Source organism: Bacillus sp. 37MA (assembly GCF_000372765.1).
GTDB classification, from domain to species: domain Bacteria; phylum Bacillota; class Bacilli; order Bacillales; family Domibacillaceae; genus Domibacillus; species Domibacillus aminovorans.
Window position 1 is genome coordinate 2800397 of the sequence record NZ_KB889752.1, and the last position, 17076, is coordinate 2817472.

11 protein-coding genes and 1 riboswitch are annotated in these 17076 nt (G+C 42.9%); of the genes, 3 read left to right on the forward strand and 8 right to left on the reverse strand.

Annotated features, from left to right (window positions below):
* Window position 1 precedes the first annotated feature (1 nt).
* Entirely contained in the window at window positions 2–2194 is a 2193-nt protein-coding gene (locus A3M5_RS0115510; protein ID WP_502685422.1) for a ribonucleoside-diphosphate reductase subunit alpha, read from the reverse strand.
* A 168-nt stretch (window positions 2195–2362) separates the two neighbouring features.
* Window positions 2363–2533: riboswitch (cobalamin riboswitch) on the reverse strand.
* A gap of 96 nt (window positions 2534–2629) precedes the next feature.
* Window positions 2630–3898, reverse strand: a complete 1269-nt coding sequence (locus A3M5_RS0115520; protein WP_018394699.1) for an S-layer homology domain-containing protein — start codon at window positions 3896–3898, stop codon at window positions 2630–2632.
* 174 nt (window positions 3899–4072) lie between these two features.
* Here A3M5_RS0115520 and A3M5_RS25510 point away from each other — a divergent pair, with 174 nt between their 5' ends.
* Complete coding sequence (locus A3M5_RS25510) at window positions 4073–4231, forward strand: hypothetical protein (protein ID WP_018394700.1); 159 nt, start codon at window positions 4073–4075, stop codon at window positions 4229–4231.
* A gap of 108 nt (window positions 4232–4339) precedes the next feature.
* Here the strand turns inward: A3M5_RS25510 and A3M5_RS0115530 are convergent, their stop codons facing one another.
* The 4 genes from A3M5_RS0115530 to A3M5_RS23140 form a co-directional block, all read right to left on the reverse strand.
* Complete coding sequence (locus tag A3M5_RS0115530) at window positions 4340–5707, reverse strand: aspartate kinase (protein ID WP_018394701.1); 1368 nt, start codon at window positions 5705–5707, stop codon at window positions 4340–4342.
* Window positions 5708–5960: 253 nt separating this feature from the next.
* Complete coding sequence (locus A3M5_RS0115535) at window positions 5961–6563, reverse strand: prolyl hydroxylase family protein (protein WP_018394702.1); 603 nt, start codon at window positions 6561–6563, stop codon at window positions 5961–5963.
* Between the two features lie 164 nt (window positions 6564–6727).
* Window positions 6728–7408, reverse strand: coding sequence for a hypothetical protein (locus tag A3M5_RS25835; RefSeq protein ID WP_018394703.1), 681 nt, complete (start codon window positions 7406–7408; stop codon window positions 6728–6730).
* A gap of 288 nt (window positions 7409–7696) precedes the next feature.
* Window positions 7697–8950 carry a collagen-like protein gene (locus tag A3M5_RS23140; protein ID WP_018394704.1) on the reverse strand — a complete coding sequence of 418 codons (1254 nt, stop codon included), beginning with the start codon at window positions 8948–8950 and terminating at the stop codon, window positions 7697–7699.
* Window positions 8951–9349: 399 nt separating this feature from the next.
* On the opposite strand from A3M5_RS23140, the gene A3M5_RS24875 reads away from it, so the two are divergent.
* On the forward strand, window positions 9350–9916 hold the full coding sequence (locus tag A3M5_RS24875; protein WP_018394705.1) for a restriction endonuclease: 567 nt from the start codon (window positions 9350–9352) through the stop codon (window positions 9914–9916).
* 146 nt (window positions 9917–10062) lie between these two features.
* Here A3M5_RS24875 and A3M5_RS0115555 read toward each other — a convergent pair whose 3' ends face one another.
* Window positions 10063–11454, reverse strand: coding sequence for an O-antigen ligase family protein (locus A3M5_RS0115555; protein ID WP_018394706.1), 1392 nt, complete (start codon window positions 11452–11454; stop codon window positions 10063–10065).
* Window positions 11455–11738: 284 nt separating this feature from the next.
* Between A3M5_RS0115555 and A3M5_RS0115560 the strand changes: the two genes are divergently transcribed.
* Window positions 11739–12464, forward strand: a complete 726-nt coding sequence (locus tag A3M5_RS0115560; protein WP_018394707.1) for a hypothetical protein — start codon at window positions 11739–11741, stop codon at window positions 12462–12464.
* A 104-nt stretch (window positions 12465–12568) separates the two neighbouring features.
* Here A3M5_RS0115560 and A3M5_RS23865 read toward each other — a convergent pair whose 3' ends face one another.
* A complete protein-coding gene (locus tag A3M5_RS23865) occupies window positions 12569–16840 on the reverse strand; it encodes an Ig-like domain-containing protein (RefSeq protein ID WP_018394708.1) in 4272 nt (1423 codons plus the stop codon).
* Between the last annotated feature and the right edge of the window lie 236 nt (window positions 16841–17076).

Genomic DNA, 17076 nt, shown 5'->3' on the forward strand with positions numbered 1-17076 from the left:
CTTAACTCGAGCACGATTCACATTCGAGCAGCTCAACCGACGTCGAACGAACGTAATACGTCGTCTTCAACCCGTTTTTCCATGCCGATAAATGCAAATCAAGCAATTCTTTCGCTTTAATCGTATTTTGAACATACAAATTCAATGACACACCTTGATCGATATGACGCTGACGCGCTGCATTTTGACGGAGCGTCCACTGCTGGTCGATAAAGTACGCAGACTTGTAGTACCATGTCGTCTCGGAATTCAAGTCTGGAACCGTCACCGGAATTTTGTAATCTTTCTTTTCTTCGGAATAACTCTTCTGGAAAATCGGATCGATACTCGCCGTGCTTCCCGCAATAATCGATGTCGATGAGTTCGGTGCAACAGCCATTAAATAGCCGTTTCGCATCCCATTTTCACGCACATTCGCGCGAAGTTCCTTCCATTCTAAACCTTCATAGCCGCGCACATCAAAATAAGCGCCTGTTTCCCAATCTGATCCGGCAAATAACGGATAAGCCCCTTTTTCTTTCGCTAGTTCCATCGATGCCTCAATCGTCAGGCGGGCAATGTTTTCATAGAGTGAATCCGCGTATTCAACCGCTTCATTTGCTTCCCAGCGAACGCCTTTCAGTGCCAATAGATGATGCCATCCGAACGTACCGAGCCCGATACCGCGATAACGACTGTTTGTCCGCTCCGCCTGTGGAACCGGAATCATATTCAAATCAATGACGTTATCAAGCATACGCACTTGAATACGGACGAGACGATCTAACACATCAGCCGGCACCGCTTTGCCTAAATTGATGGAGGACAAGTTACACACAACGAAATCACCGGGCTTTTTGCGCGTTACAATGACATCGTCTTCAAGCTGAATCGATTCAAATTCCGTCGCACTCATATTCTGGGCGATTTCGGTACACAAATTACTTGAATAAATCATGCCTTCATGTTTGTTTGCATTGCGGCGATTTACTTCATCGCGGTAAAACATGAAGGGGACACCTGTTTCAAGCTGTGAGCGCATAATACGCTTCATAATATCAATCGCCTGAACGGTTTCACGTGATAATCGATCGTCATTTACGCATTGCTCATATTTCGTACGGAACGAACCTTGGCCGCGTTTTTCATCATAATAATCTTCCAGTGAAAAGCCCATCACCGTACGCACTTCATGCGGGTCAAATAAATGCCACTCGCCACGCGCGTCGACTTGTTCCATAAACACATCCGGCAAGCAGATGCCTGTGAAAATATCATGTGCACGGAGACGTTCGTCGCCATTGTTTAATTTCAAATCCAAAAACGGAAAAATATCTTTATGCCAAACGTCCAAATAGACCGCAACCGCTCCTTGGCGCTGGCCGAGCTGATCAACGCTGACTGCTGTGTTATTCAGCTGTTTAATCCAAGGCATGACGCCGCTTGACGCGCCTTTAAACCCACGGATAGAAGAACCGCGGCTCCGTACTTTACCCATGTACACACCGATGCCGCCGCCGTATTTCGATAATGTTGCTACATCCGTATTGCTGTCGTAAATGCCTTGCAAACTGTCATCGACTGTATCGATAAAACAGCTCGACAGCTGTCCGTACGGCTTACCGGCATTAGATAATGTCGGTGTTGCGACTGTCATATATAAGTTGCTCATCGCCCAGTACGATTCAGCAATTTTTTCTAAACGGTTTTCAGTTTCATTTTGCATAAGTGTCATTGCAATAATGAGCCAGCGCTCCTGCGGAAGTTCGGCCGGCGTTTTGTCAAAATCACGTGCAACATAGCGGTCCATCAGCATTTTTAATCCGATATATGTAAATAATTGATCGCGTTTTGGCTGCAATAATTGCCCTATTTTTTCAAGTTCATTTGTTGTGTAAGCGATCGTTAAACGGGGATCGTATAAGCCTTTCTCCGTTAGAATTTGAACGTGAGATGCGAAATCTTTGTAAACTCCTTCGGCCGAAGTCTTACGCTTGGCCGCTTGCTCGCGATACGATTCCTCCAGATGGATGCGTGCAGCAACGAATGTCCAGTATGGCTCTTCTTCATCCAAAAAGCTGAGTGATTCGAGTACCATTGCTTTTGACCAGGCAGAAGCACTATATCCCGGATGCTTGGCTGTCCATCGTTCGCTAACACGGAGAAGCGGACCGATTTTTTCCTGGCCAAATTCGTCTGTTAAATGGTTCAGCATCTGTTCGATTTCTGGAATGATTGTGATTGTCATGTTATTCCTCCTGTTTTGCAAAAAATAAAAAGAGCGATAGATGCAGCCTCTTCGGCTGAGCTATCGCTCTGAATGGGTAAAATGAGGAAACAAACGGAATCCGCCGCTTCCACCTCTCAACCCCCGAAGAAAGTGTCGCTTTCAGAAAAACAGGCAGGTCTCCTGGCTCGTGCGTCGTCCTCTTGCCGCCTTCCCGTTTTCACAGTGGCTTGGCATTCGTCTGCACTTACAGTTGCGGGGACAGCTCCGGCATTTAACCGGATTCCCTTTTAAACCATTATTGGTACCTGCTTTTCATCGCATACTATATATTGTGTTTTTATACTTTTAAAATACTAACATATTGTGTTTGTAATGTACAGAACAAAAATCCGCAAAGAGTGCTCTTTGCGGATTTCATTATTAAGGAGTGCCGATAAAAGAATGGCTCCACACGTTGTACATCGTTATGGCAAATTGTTCACGCGTGATGTTATTTTCAGGATAAAACATAGCGTTTGCTCCACCGCTCATAATACCGTGAGAATAAACAGCATTAATTTCTTCATTCGCCCAATGTTTTGCTGGTACATCATTGAAAATTGAAGACGCCCCTGCTTGAAGATTAAGTGACTGCGTCAAGACACGAGCCATCTGAGCCCGGGTTAACGGCTTATCCGGATTAAACTTCGGCGCTTTGGCAAAAACACCCGCTTCCGTAAGTTTAGCGATCGCTGCATACGACTTCATTTTTGAAGAGACGTCAGAGAATCCTGGATTCGGAGCTGTGCCGGTTTTACCAAGCGCACGCGATAAAATAATCGCTGTTTCTGCGCGGGTAATGTTACTTTTTGGTGCAAATGTACCATCAATGTTTCCGTTAATGATGCCTGCTTCTGCTAGTTTCATAATCGCAATGCGCGCCTGTGAACCTAGTTTACTAATATCAGTAAATGGGTCTTTTCCTTGTTCTGGATCTGGTATTGTGCTATTCTTCCATACTTTGAAAAATTGGTCTGCAAATACTTTGTACCCCGCTTCATTTGGATGAACATCATTTGCATTCGGCAAATATTCAGCTTTAAATGAAGAAGATACGTCTATAAATGTTACACCTTGAGCCTTTGCCGTCGATTCTAACTCACTATTAAAATAGTTAAATGCGATCGTTAAATTCTCTTTCTTTGTTCCTTCTTCCATGCTTGAATACGGGAAATAGTAGCCAAATAGATAAATATCTGCATTCTTGTTTAATGATTTTATTTTTTGGATACTTGCGGTCAGATTTTGGTTTACTTTATTTACAACTTCTAAAGCTTTTAACGGATCATTACTTCCTGTATTTACAAAAGCCAGTAAATCATTCGCTCCTGAAGAAATCGTTACAAGCTCTGCATTTTTAACAGCGGCTTGAACATCAGAACGCTGTAATTTGGTCAATAATCCAGTACTTGTTTCACCTGGAGTGGCATAACTTTTCGTAAATGAGGCAAGTGCTTCCTGATTATCTAACTCATCCGCAATCATGTCGGTATAGCCTGTACCGATTGTCTTGTATGGCGTTTGTCCTGCGGCAATCGAATCACCAAGTGCAACGTAATCCTCTTTTACAGTGGCTGCCCCCGCAGACGGAGTCAGAAAGGCTGCAACAAAAAGCAATGACGCTAAAAATACCGAAAAAATCTTTTTCAAATGGATACCCCCTGTTTCATTTCATACTTCCTTTATATTACCATGTATAACCCACAATTTGTTTCAACTTTACAGAAAAAAAGAAATATATGTTATAATGAACATAAGGTTTGGACTGGCTTAAAAAGGGTACAATAATGTAAATGAACATTTTTAGAACGGAGATGACAAAAGATGAATTTGAAGAAATTAATCAAGTACGGCGCTATTATCGCTCCAATCGTTTACCCGAAAGTAAAAGACCGCATGGGGACACGCAACTTACGTAAGACATATAGCGATTCACATAGAACGCGCATGTCTGGAAAAAGTATTCTTGAAAAATTAAAATGATTTTGACAGGTCTCTGATGAAAATCAGAGGCTTTTTATTTTAAAGCTGTGTCCGTTTCCCGGCAAAAAATGAGGCCTCCGTGCATCTGCATCGGAGGCCATTCATCTTTTATTGAAGAACAGCACTTTTGCTGAAGAACTCTTCGTATAATTCACGCAATACCTTATCTGTATCTTTTTCTTGAATGCCGAACACAAGGCTGACTTCTGATGAGCCTTGATTGATCATTTCAATATTCGCACCGACACGGGAAATGGCGGCTGTTGCACGTGCAGAAAGACCAAGTGTATTATGCATACCTTCGCCAACAAGAACGATCATCGCAAACCCGTGTTCAATGTGTGCTTTGTCTACTTGTAATTCCTCACGGCAACGCTCTAAAATGCGTTCCTCTTTTTCCGGTGTTAATTGATGGCTGCGCACAATAATAGACAAATCATCAATGCCTGATGGTGTGTGCTCGTAAGACACTTCTTCATCTTCCAAAATTTGCAGCAATTTACGGCCGAAACCGAGCTCACGGTTCATCAAATATTTACTAACATAGAGTGTTGAAAAGCCTTTATCCGCTGCAATGCCAATAACCGGACTTTTCGTATATTCACGTTCCGCTACAATCATTGTGCCCGGTGCAGATGGATTGTTCGTATTTTTAATACAAACTGGAACAGAATGCTGAAATGCTGGCATTAATGCTTCGTCGTGAAAAACAGAGAAGCCTGCATACGACAATTCACGCATTTCACGGTATGTCATCCGTTTAATTTCAGCCGGGTTGTCGACGACATTCGGATTTGCTGCGAATACGGAATCCACATCTGTAAAGTTTTCATACAGCTCTGCTTTCACCGCAGATGCTAGAATCGAGCCGGTAATATCCGATCCCCCGCGGGCAAATGTCATCATGACACCTTCTTCTGTATACCCAAAAAAGCCAGGGAAAACAACGATTTTGCTATTTTCACGGAGCTTCGCTAAATTTTCATATGCTTCTGGAAGCGCGCGGGCACGGCCCGGCTCATCGCTTACAATAAGTCCTGCTTCTTTCGGATTCACATATTCAGCTTCAAGTCCAATGCTTGTGAAATAGGCTGCGATTAATTTCGCGTTATTATCTTCACCGCTCGCTTTGAACTGATCCATAAATAGCGGCGGATTGTCACGATTTTCTTGCAGACGTCCACGTAAATCTGTTTCAATAATGTTTACAATGGTATCGTCAAGACCGAGACCTTGCGCAATATCTGCATACCGATCGACAACAGCCTTCAATTCGTTTTCTGCATCTCGATCACGCAATGAAGCATGAGCAAGGGCAATTAATAAATCTGTTACTTTTATATCATCACCGAAGCGCTTACCCGGTGCCGATACGACAACCGCTTTCCGTTTCGGTTCATCTTTAACGATGGCAGCCACTTTTTTAATTTGTTCGGCGCTCGCAACCGATGTTCCACCAAATTTACATACGATCATTTTATTTGCCACTCCTTGCTTGTTTGCATTCTTAGCTGACTATAGGCGGATATGCCGCTTTATCTGAAGAATTATACCACCGTTCGCATAAAAAAAGAAGAAATAATCAGAATTAATTTTCATGAAAAATAGCTGAAAATGAAGGGAAAGAACCCTTTATTTTCAGCTATTTGTATGTTTTAAAGTGTAAAATCGGTTTTCATACGTATAACAAAAAACCCGATGACAGCCCATTTGTTGTTGTCATTTCACTTCAATATTGAGGTTTTTCACAAAACCATAAAGTGGCGATCCATTTTTCTCCCTCATTCACTGGCCGGGCTCCATGCCGTGAAAGAGGATTTGATTCGTTTGTGTTCTTTTTGCAATTCTCAAAAACTAATAAAGTGCCTTCAGATGGGGTGATTTGAAGATTAAGCTCTGGAAAAAAAGTTTCTCCGCCTTCCTTCACTGTATTCAAATAAAGAAGGGCAGTATACAATCGTTGTCCATTTTGATCAATATAATCTTTTCCTGCTTTAGAGAGGGGATCATAACAATCCAGATGCTCACCGAATTTCCCCCCCACTTTATATCTGGCTATTTGAAGCTTCTCAGCATGATGAAGCGGTTTTCCAATGATGGACGCCATTCGTTCGGATACTTGGCGAACGATTTCATATGAATCATGAGAAAACCAGGTACTATCTGAAATACGGAAATTAGAAACTTGCAGTCCTGATGGCCCAATGATTGTTGCAGGTTTAAGCTGAGTGCGCGCTAATTCCCTCAATTGGAGACACTCTATCTCCGTCACCACTTGCTCATAACAGGCGATAAAAGGATCATCACAAAGAACAATTGCAGGCTTCTTCATACGTCCTCCTTCTTAATGAACTGACATTTCCTCAAACTTTTCTGAGGGATGCTATCATGTTATGTGAACAAATTGAAAACGTGTTTGATCGTAAGTAAAATGGGATTCTTATTTTTCCAGAAGTAAAAAAGCAGGCCCCGTTCCATAAAGGCCTGCTTGAATGATTACGGGTTCGGTAAGATTTCCGATCCTGTAAATACAATAGGTCCAACAATTGTAGGAGCATTCCCACTACCTATCCGTCTGGCAGTAAGGAAGTATTGAACCGTCTGTCCGACAGTAAACGGTCCCAAGTCAACAAAGGTGAAACCTGTCGCTATCCGCTGATTTCCCTGTGAGTCATCTGTTATTCTGAAGATCTCATTACCAACCGCTATACTCCCTTTGTAAATAATAAATTCTACTTTATTTGATGCATCCGACTGCCAGCCGACCGTTCCAGTAAGGAATACACGGCTTCCGGTGCTATTGATGGTAATGGCATTCATATTTGCAGTAGATAGTTCACAAAGCGGTGCTCCAGTAGCCGGAGCGGTACCTAGATCAATCGTACCGTTATTTGGATTTGTAAATTTTTCACATACTTCAAATTCGACCAGTAATCCTGATGCGCCTGGTGTCCCTGGTGCTCCTGGTGCTCCTGGTGCTCCCGGTGCTCCTGGTGCTCCTGGTGCTCCCGGTGTTCCATCTCTTCCATCTCTTCCTGGTACCCCTGGCGGTCCTTGTCTTCCTCGCTCCCCGTCATCTCCTTGTTTTCCCCGTGGACCTGGTGGGCCTGGCGGGCAGTCACAACAACATTCCTCGTGACCACATATTTCACATTTGCGTTTTTTATAATAACTCATTCATCTTCCTCCTTTTAATATAAGCTATTCAAGATTCAAGAAGGGGGAAACCACATTTCCTCTTATTTTATTGATTATTTTGTTTCCTGAGCGTTTTAGACCCTTCTCATATACTATTTCTTAATATGGAAGCTATGCTCTTCACATTTAAAAAAAGGGCGAACCATGAACATGCTAGAAGACACGCCTAGTTCGGCCTCACTTTCATCGTATTTCTCAAGAAGAGGAACTTTCCATTTGGAAATTCTGTAATGCTTAAAGATTTTTTCACGGTCATTTGCTAATGATTTACGTAGTGAATATTGTTTTCCACATCGTACCTGTGAATATTTGCAGTTTATAAGTGGTTGTGTTGTAAAAAATCATGCCCGTTGCAGGAGATACAGGAGGCACAGGGCTTAATGGTAAACGAATAAAAGTTCCATCTACCGTTAAATCTTGGCTAATTGTTAACTCACCATTTAATGTGCCTGATGTGTCCGAGCGCAGAAATTGAGTAGAATCAAGCCCATCTAACGTACTCGCCGCTCCCCCTGGTCCCCGGTCTCCTTTAGGTCCTTGTGGCCCTTCTGGACCCACTGATCCCTGAGGACCTTCTGGACCCACAAGTCCCTGAGGACCTTCTGGACCTACTGGTCCCTGGGGTCCTTCTGGACCTCTAAGTCCTTGCGGACCTTCTGGACCCACTGGTCCCTGCGGACCTTCTGGACCCTCCGGTCCTCCTGCTGGCCCCTTAGATCCTTGTGGTCCTTCTGGACCCACAGGCCCCTGCGGACCTTCTAGCCCCTGGGGTCCTTGTGGTCCTTGTGGTCCCTCCGCTCCATCTGCTCCCTGCGGTCCCATTGGCCCCGCTGGTCCTTGTGGCCCTGCTGGTCCATCGGCTCCCGCTGGTCCTTGCAGTCCTTCCGCTCCGTCTGCCCCCTTAGGTCCTTGCGGCCCTGCTTCTCCCATAGGTCCTTGTGGCCCTTCCGGCCCTACTGCTCCATCGGCTCCTGCAGGCCCTTTCGCCCCTCTTGGCCCCACAGGTCCCTGTGGACCTATTGATCCATCGGCTCCCGCTGGTCCTGGTGGCCCTTCCGGCCCTACTGCTCCATCGGCTCCTGCAGGCCCTTGCACTCCTCTTGGCCCCGCAGGTCCCTGTGGACCTATTGATCCATCGGCTCCCGCTGGTCCTTGTGGTCCTTCCTCTCCGTCTGCCCCTGCAGGCCCTTGCGGCCCTGCTGCTCCCATAGGTCCTTGTGGCCCTTCCGGCCCTACTGCTCCGTCTGCTCCTGCAGGCCCTTGCACTCCTCTTGGCCCCGCAGGCCCCTGTGGTCCTGCTGCTCCATCGGCTCCCGCTGGTCCCTGTGGTCCTACTTTTCCCTCTGGTCCTTGTGGTCCTACTTTTCCATCGGCTCCCGCTGGTCCTTGTGGTCCTACTGCTCCTGCAGGCCCTTGTGGCCCGGCGTTTCCTCTCGGTCCTCTCGGCCCTTTAGGTCCAATAGAAAGTGTCGACACTTGTGGTCCTGCCCCATCCCGTGGTTCTTTTCTATCGTCAGCCATTGTTATCACCTTTCTTTTATACATTTTTCAATGCAATGCAATTCATTTTATGCTTAAGGCCTTGTTTCTGTGCTTTTAACCCATTTATATCCAATTTTACAAATTTAGAATAAGTTACCATGGAACGAGTTGAAATCGGTTTTAAAAGGTTATAGCACACTCAATATACAAAAAATGTAAACTACCTCACTAATCGAAATAAAATTTGATGGAATCGCGTGAAAGCTACAGCTTAAATGAAATGAAGGAATTACGTCTGGTCGATGCCCATTATGCAACTTCATCAATCGCCACAATATACGGCTATTCAACTTCGCTGGATAAAGATACATAAATCAGTGAAGAATAAGATGAAATAATGGACTGATTTTACTGAAATAGGTCAAGGAGATGAGATAGATGGCTAAGATGAAGTATAAAAACGAGGCAGATACACTTTTTGATAAAACTTTACTCGGCCTAATGGGTTTTTTAATTGTTAGTCACTTTGTTCTTCCATTAGTTATTCAGCCTCGAGATGACTTTTTTATCATTATAGTGATCATTATTATTTCTGTTGCTGTATACGTTTATTTTCGGTCGGATGGACAAAATGTAAAAAAGAGAAAATTCCTTCAATCCGATATTAAAGAAATTGATACTATGCAGAAAGTAGAATTTAAACTGTATGTAGAGGAACTGTTCAAAAACATGGGCTATAAAGTAAACCTCATTGGTGATTACGGTGCAGATTTATTATTAAAAAAAGACGGGAAATCTATCGCTGTGCAAGTTAAAAAATACAGTAAAACAGTCGGAGTTACTTCTGTTCAACAAGTTTTTTCTGCTAAAACGTATTACAAGGCCAATGAAGCATGGGTTGTGACGAATAATACTTTTACAAAAAACGCCTGCGATCTTGCGAAAAAAAGCGGTGTGAAGTTGGTTGATCGAGGACAACTAATACATTTCATGAGTAAAATATAAAGTAAATAGTATAGCTTTTTATCAGACTTTCAGGGGAGAATCTTTTTCACAGCTGCATCTTCTTCAAACACATACGTATCATTACACTTGGTTCATATTTGCACAAAAAAACCGCTCTGTCAGTTACAACAGAGCGGTTCATCATACTATTCTTTTACAATTCCTTCACGTACCATAAGCAATGCCATAACAGCAGCAACATAAATGGATACAGCCGGTGCTGTTAACACATGTCCAGCTGTAGCTCCAATGCCAAGTGCTAAAATAAACGACACGCCGTACATCACATTTGTAATCGTAAACGTTTCTTTTATATTTCGGATGAAATACAGGACGAACTTCACAACATAATAAAGCGGTACGGACATCATATAAAGGAAACCGACGATACCGAGTGAGAAAAAGAGATCATAGAAATCCATTTCAATCAATTTCGGACCGACACCCGGACCTGGTTCTACGTAATTCCCTGCAAAGCCCATGCCGAACAATTTTTGTCCGATTGGCGCATCCGCAAAATCATCTTTCATATCCGCTAAATATTTTTCACGGCTACTGAAAACGAGATTTTGAATTTGATCATTTGTGATTTCCGGCTTTTCTTCATCGTCTTCCGATGGGATTTCTTCTCCCGTTTCCGGATCGTATTCTTTTTCTTTCTGGCCAAAGTCCAAATCAATATTCAACAAGCTTAAATGTGCAAACATATTGTGGAAAACAGGTGTGATCGGTGTCGTCACAGCGAGAACCGCCATTAAAATGATCGAAATCAACATATTGGAGCGTACTTTTTCTGTCCGCTCTTTCGTCATGTAGAGGATAAACATCGTGACAAATGTCGCAATTAAGACGATCACAATGCCGCCATATCCTACTTTCGTTCCGAGAAACTGCATGGAAATCGCCAGCAAAATAAACGGAATCCAGTAGCGCCACTCTTTCAATTTATCCGTCTGTTCAATCGCATAAAGTGCTGTGAGCGGCAAAATAATCGCCATGATCGCACCAATTTCATTACCCGCGAAAAACCAACCCGTGAAGCCAATTTTTGTGTGGGAATAGTTGGACATGCTTGTCCCTGTTACGAATGAGACGATGAAAACGGCACTGATAATGAGCGAGGCGTAAAGAAAATACGTGGTTGTTTTTTCTTTAAATGGCTCATGTTCTCTCTTTAAATAAAGATACAGCATGTTAAAACCAACAAATACAATAGGAAAATAAACAATCTTATTAAAATACTTCAATTCGCTGGCAATGTAATAGGGATCTTTTACATTATAATTCATCGCCATGTTTACAATGATTAGCACAGCCAGCCCGATTAAATACAGGGCATATTTTCTCGCCAGACGGTTCCTCCAGGATAATTGCAGAAGCACTAGCACAATCACAGCCATAAACAGCACGCGGGCAATGACACCGACGGTTAGGTTTACATTTAGTAGAAGCAATGATGCGCTTGTCAGCACGTCGATAACCGGCTGCCAAATAAGAAATGCCAGAGCAAACAGCCAAAATTTCTTCTCGTTCTTCATGTTGAAAAGTCCTCTTTCCTTCCAAATTCGTAGATTTTTATCATATCATAATGAGTCTTTCATTGTCGTTTTTATGCGCAAATTGCATCTTTTCTATTATATAGGAAAATGGATCAGAATCCAGTGGAAAATGAACTGTCACAGAAAAAACAAAAAGACTCATTGTTGATGCATAAGGACGCTCTACTTTATACTTACATTAAAATCAACGAATAGGGATTGATTCTTTTGTGAAAACGAGATGGCTGCTGGCTATAATCGTGCTGCTCATAGGAGGCTGCCGTATGAATGAACCTGAACATGCAACATGGATATGGGATGCGTCCATACTCAATGACGAACAGGAAAAATGGCTGCTGTTCTTTGAAGAAAAGCGAGTGCGTGATGTGTATGTTCAAGTCGATCCGAATATTGCCGACAGTGCGTATCGCTCTTTTTTAACAGCCGCACATGAGCAGAATATTCGCGTTCATGCGCTTGATGGTTCGCCTGATTATACAGAAGCAGATTTAGCTCTTTTTTTACAAAAAGTAAATGAGCTGGACTGGGACGGCATTCACCTTGATGTAGAACCGTATTTATCATCTGAATGGAAAACCGATCAAAACCAGGCTATTGATCGATATGAACAGCTGTTGAAAAAAGCAGCAGCCAGCGGATTCCTTCTCGGCATCGATATCCCCTTCTGGTACGATGAAATTCCATCCCAGGCCGGCGGGACTCTTGCTGAAATGGCCATTCAAACCGCCGATTACACAGTGATTATGGCGTACCGTGACCGCGCAGACCAAATCATAGAAGCAGCCCGGACGGAATTAAACATCGGCAAAGCGCTCGATAAAGAAGTGTTAATTGCTGTCGAAACGATCGAGAATGCAGAAGCAGAAGGCATCTCTTTTTCCGGCAAAAGCCCCACTTATATGGAAGCAGAAATGAAAAAGGTATGGAAAGAATGTGAATGTCAAATTGCGGTCCATCATGCGAGTTCGTGGCGAGAGCTAATGAAATAAGCGGCTTTCCAGTCGGTTGCTCTCAAGATTTAGCTATTTGATGTAAAAAAGCTCACTGAGGATTCCTCAGTGAGCTTTTTTATTATTTACATAAATCTACATGCTTAAGGTAGTAAAGCGGGTATTGCTACAGATGATACAACCTTAACGGTTGCTTCACTCGTGTTTTTAGCACTGTCTGTTGCCGTTACAAAAATTTTAGATCCGGCTGACTGTGGAGAAATACTAAGCTTAAAATCTCCCTCTTTATTCGATTTACCGGAACGTAATACTTTTCCCGCCTCATTTTTAACCGTTACGGTTACATTAGGTTCCGTTGTACCTGTCACGACCTTGTGCTTAGAAGTAATATCATCTACCTCTGGTGCAAGCGGAGCCGTTACATCGGATACAACAACCTTCGTTTCTTTACTTACATTCCCATCTGCATCGATCGCTGTCAGGTAAATTGTTGTACCGGCTGGCTGAGTGGCGATCTCTACTGTAAATACGCCTGCATCAGCTATGCCACGGCCAATTTCCTGCTCGACCGTTTGTTTCCCTTCTTTAACCTTAATGGTTACCCTTACAGTCGCGTCTTCTTCCGCTGTACCGGTTACTATCTCACTTTGATCATTGACAGGAACCGTCACTTTTGGTGCTTCAGGCGCTATGCCATCCAGAACCGTTGCCTCTGTTGCTTTACTTTCGTTTCCTGCTGCATCCTTCACCGTTACAAACAGCTTGCTTCCTTTCGCCGGCATCTTCACACTTACTGAAAACTTCCCGTTTTTATCCGATTTTCCGGATTTAAGGACTTTCCCATTGTGGCTGACCGTGACGGTCATACCCGGTTCAGTCGTTCCTGTTACCGCTTTTTGAAGCTCTTTCACCGGATCTATGGTTGGCGCGTCAGGCGCTGTGCCATCCGCTACCACCACTTTCGTTTCTTTACTTACATTTTCTGCTTCATCGGCTGCCGTGACTACAATTGTTGTACCCGCTTTTAGTTGGTCGACAGCTACATCGAATGCACCTTGTTCATCCGCTTCCCCTGTATACTGTTCAGTGCCTGCTTTCACCGTCACCGTCGCATTCGCTTCTGTTGTTCCCGTCACAGCGTCACTTTGATCAGTGACAGGATTCACTTTTGGCGCGTCAGGCGCTATGCCATCCAGAACCGTTGCCTCTGTCGCTTCACTTTCATTTCCTGCCGCATCCTTCACCGTTACAAACAGCTTGCTTCCTTTCGCCGGCATCTTCACACTTACTGAAAACTTCCCGTTCTTATCCGCTTTTCCGGATTTAAGGACTTTTCCATTGTGGCTGACCGTGACAGTCATACCCGGTTCAGCCATTCCTGTTACCGCTTTTTGAAGCTCTTTCACAATATCTACGGTTGGCGCGTCAGGCGCTGTGCCATCCAATACAACAACCTTCGTTTCTTTACTTACATTTTCCGCTTCATCGGCTGCCGTGACGAAAATCGTCGTGCCTGCTTTTAATTTATCAATTGCTACACTGAAGTGGCCGTTTTCACCCGCTTCTCCTGTGTAGTGTTCAGTGCCTGCTCTCACCGTGACGATCGCATGCGCTTCTGTTGTTCCCTGCACATTTTTACTTTGATCCGTGACTGGATCTACTTTTGGCGCTTCTGGAGGGGTACCATCTTGAACTTCAATTTTTGTTTCTGCTGTTAGATTCCCATGTGCATCTTTGACAACAACCGTTAAAATCGTGCCCAATTTTTGCTTCGGAATCTTAACAGAAAAATGTCCATCCGATTTTGATTTCCCTTTGCCAATCGTCTTTGTCTTTGATGATTCATTATAAATCTCGATTGTCTTATTTGGATCTGTGCCGCCTGTTACAGCTGTGCTGTTTTCCTTTACTGAATCTACGTGTAGAAAAGAAGCTTCACCGTTTGCTTTAATATTTTTTTCGATCACTTTTGATTCATCGGTAATTTTAATGGAATCATGAAGCGGGATAATCAGCTTCTCTAAAGAATCATCATACGTATAAGCATAAACCTCGACAACGTTATACGTACCCTTTGAAAGGCGTCCTTTATACGACTCTTCTTTAACATCAATCCACAAATCCTCGCCGTTATTTTCAAGAATCAGACCAATTTCATCATATTGTTCAAGAATGTCCGGGTCAGAAAATTCGATTTTCCCTGTAACCGTTACAGGAGGAATGTCGACATCCAACTGAAGCGTTTCTTTGCCAACTGTAAATTTTTTATCTAGAATATCAATGTATTCTCCAGTTTCATAAGAAAATATGTCCAAAATTTTATATTCTCCAGGCTTCAGATAAAAACTGAATTCTGAGTTTGCATCAAACTCAAAAAGGTAGCGCTTTGGCTCTTCTTCTTCTTTGTCTTCCAGTGATTCAATAAGGATATCTCCTTCTCCTATCCCTTCAGAGGGACCATTTACGCTCACTTTTCCTTTTACATTAGGTGTTTGCTCGATTTCAACAGCCGTTTCTAGTCCTTGGTAGGATGCCCAAATGGTTGTTTCACCGTCGTTTATTTTGCGAACAAGCCCGGCTTCTACAGTTGCTATATCCGGGTTTTCTGACTGCCAGTTGCTCAAAGACGTTACGTCTTCTCTGGTGCCGTCGGAGTAAACAGCTGTTAACGTTAGCTGATGCGTTTCACCAACGTTTAAATTTAGAGAGGATTCGCTCATCTCTAAGCCAATCAGAGCCTGCTCTCCAAACGGAAGCCCCACTGCTGCCCAAGCATTTTCCACTTCTTCTCTTACAATGTCTTTTTGATTACTTTCCAAGAATGTTAAGTCATCTACAGACAAAAGAAAAGCATTTCGTGCATCCAAAAATTGAGAAGTTGGCTTCAAGAGGTAATCATTCAAAGAATTGTAAGCGATATGACCTAAAATTCTTTTCCCGTCCAAGCCTCTCTGATCCAATGATGTCGCCAGCTGATAAGCGGCAAAGTTGGGAATTCCGCTGTTAATATGAACTCCGCCATTATCCCAATCTATATCCTTGTACTCATCCATATGTTTTGGTTGATCATAAAGATTTGGATTTTCCATATCCCGAATCACAGTTCCTGTGTCTTCACCCATTTCCCAATCTCCATCTATAAGCGATCCAATAATATCAGCAAAGGATTCATTTAAAGCACCTGATTGTCCCCAATATTCAAGATTTGCCGTTTTTTCTATGACACCGTGCGTCAGCTCATGGCCGACGACATCCAGTGAACAGCTGAAACAATTAAAGTCATCTCCACTTCCATCCCCATACCACATGGCATCACTAAACCAAGACGCATTATCTATCGGACTACCATCAAGATTCCGGTAATGTACGACACTAAGAATGTCCATTCCTTTTCCATCTATGCTGTCACGACCTAATTCTTCTTTATAGTAATCATATACAACGTCAGCGTTGTAATGAGCATCCACAGCATGTTTATCTGTAAAATAAGAAGTATCGCTGGAAACAAGACCTATAATAAAGTTCCCGTTCTCAGTAAAGCGCTCCAACTCCCCGGTTATAATGGCACCATCGTTGACCATTTTATTTGTTGTATCTACCAATAAATACTGTCCATTCTCTTTCACAATATTCAGTGTTTTTACATCTCCGTTATTACTCTCCCCTTTACCTTGTTCAACAGTGTACAAGCTTAAAGGTGTTTTCTTTTCTTTACTAGGTTGCGTTGCGCTCGAATCTTTCAGTGCATTATACTTTTCAACGATTTGGCCTGTATGGGCATCCACAAAGCCGACCCATTCTCCGATCGTTGGTTTTAAAAAGCTAATTTTCGTTTCGTAAACCAAATAATCTTTGCCATTTGAAGGATAAATGATTAATTTTGCGCTTGGTTCTTTTACTTGCATAATTTCGTTACCAGATTCTAGTTCAATCTTTTCCCCCAATTCCTTCTCCACTGCAGCTGTTAAGTTAGCAATCGCTTGGGACCCGCTAAGACGTGGAGAGGTAGGTAGATCGATAGCTTTTATCTCTACGTCATTGTCCACCGCATACACTCTGCTTTGATCATTAAGATGCACTTGCGCATAGTTTCCGTAAACAGGAATTCCTTTGTGAGTTAATTGGTATAAATAATGCTTTTTATTCGTTTCTTTATTTGTTGTTTTCTTTGTTAATTTTAATTTCTCCGTTTTATTTTGAACGCCAAATTGCATTCGATTTTTATTAATAAAATCCGTCACTTTTTGGTCCGTGTCCAAAACACCTGATAATTCTCCGGTTGTTAATCCATTTCCGTAATTCCCGCTACTTTTAGAGGTATTTCCTTCCGCAATACCATTATCTTGAGCGTACACTGCAGCTCCCGGGCCAATGAGCAGAAGAAAGAGTAACCCTCCTATTAACTTTTTAAACAACGTAATTCCCCCTCTAAAAAATGTAGTATCAACGGTTCGGTTCGTTGTACCCCTTCAATGTCCATATATATTCGTGCACACCCTATATAACTCCTGCTTCTTAAAAACAAAAACATTTCTATAGAACTAGTTCTTTGTTGATTGTTACTTCTCTAAGTCTATGACACAGTGTATGGCACGTTAATAGATCCAATCGTATGTTCAAAGGAGAATATACTGATGAAAAAAAGAAGGGA

Bases quoted from the DNA above. Each gene is read 5' to 3' on its own strand.
- A3M5_RS0115510 (WP_502685422.1), bottom strand. From the start codon at position 2,194: ATGCTGAACCATTTAACAGACGAATTTGGCCAGGAAAAAATCGGTCCG.
- A3M5_RS25510 (WP_018394700.1), top strand. From the start codon at position 4,073: ATGAATTTGAAGAAATTAATCAAGTACGGCGCTATTATCGCTCCAATC.
- A3M5_RS0115530 (WP_018394701.1), bottom strand. From the start codon at position 5,707: ATGATCGTATGTAAATTTGGTGGAACATCGGTTGCGAGCGCCGAACAA.
- A3M5_RS0115535 (WP_018394702.1), bottom strand. From the start codon at position 6,563: ATGAAGAAGCCTGCAATTGTTCTTTGTGATGATCCTTTTATCGCCTGT.
- A3M5_RS25835 (WP_018394703.1), bottom strand. From the start codon at position 7,408: ATGAGTTATTATAAAAAACGCAAATGTGAAATATGTGGTCACGAGGAA.
- A3M5_RS23140 (WP_018394704.1), bottom strand. From the start codon at position 8,950: ATGGCTGACGATAGAAAAGAACCACGGGATGGGGCAGGACCACAAGTG.
- A3M5_RS24875 (WP_018394705.1), top strand. From the start codon at position 9,350: ATGGCTAAGATGAAGTATAAAAACGAGGCAGATACACTTTTTGATAAA.
- A3M5_RS0115555 (WP_018394706.1), bottom strand. From the start codon at position 11,454: ATGAAGAACGAGAAGAAATTTTGGCTGTTTGCTCTGGCATTTCTTATT.
- A3M5_RS0115560 (WP_018394707.1), top strand. From the start codon at position 11,739: ATGAATGAACCTGAACATGCAACATGGATATGGGATGCGTCCATACTC.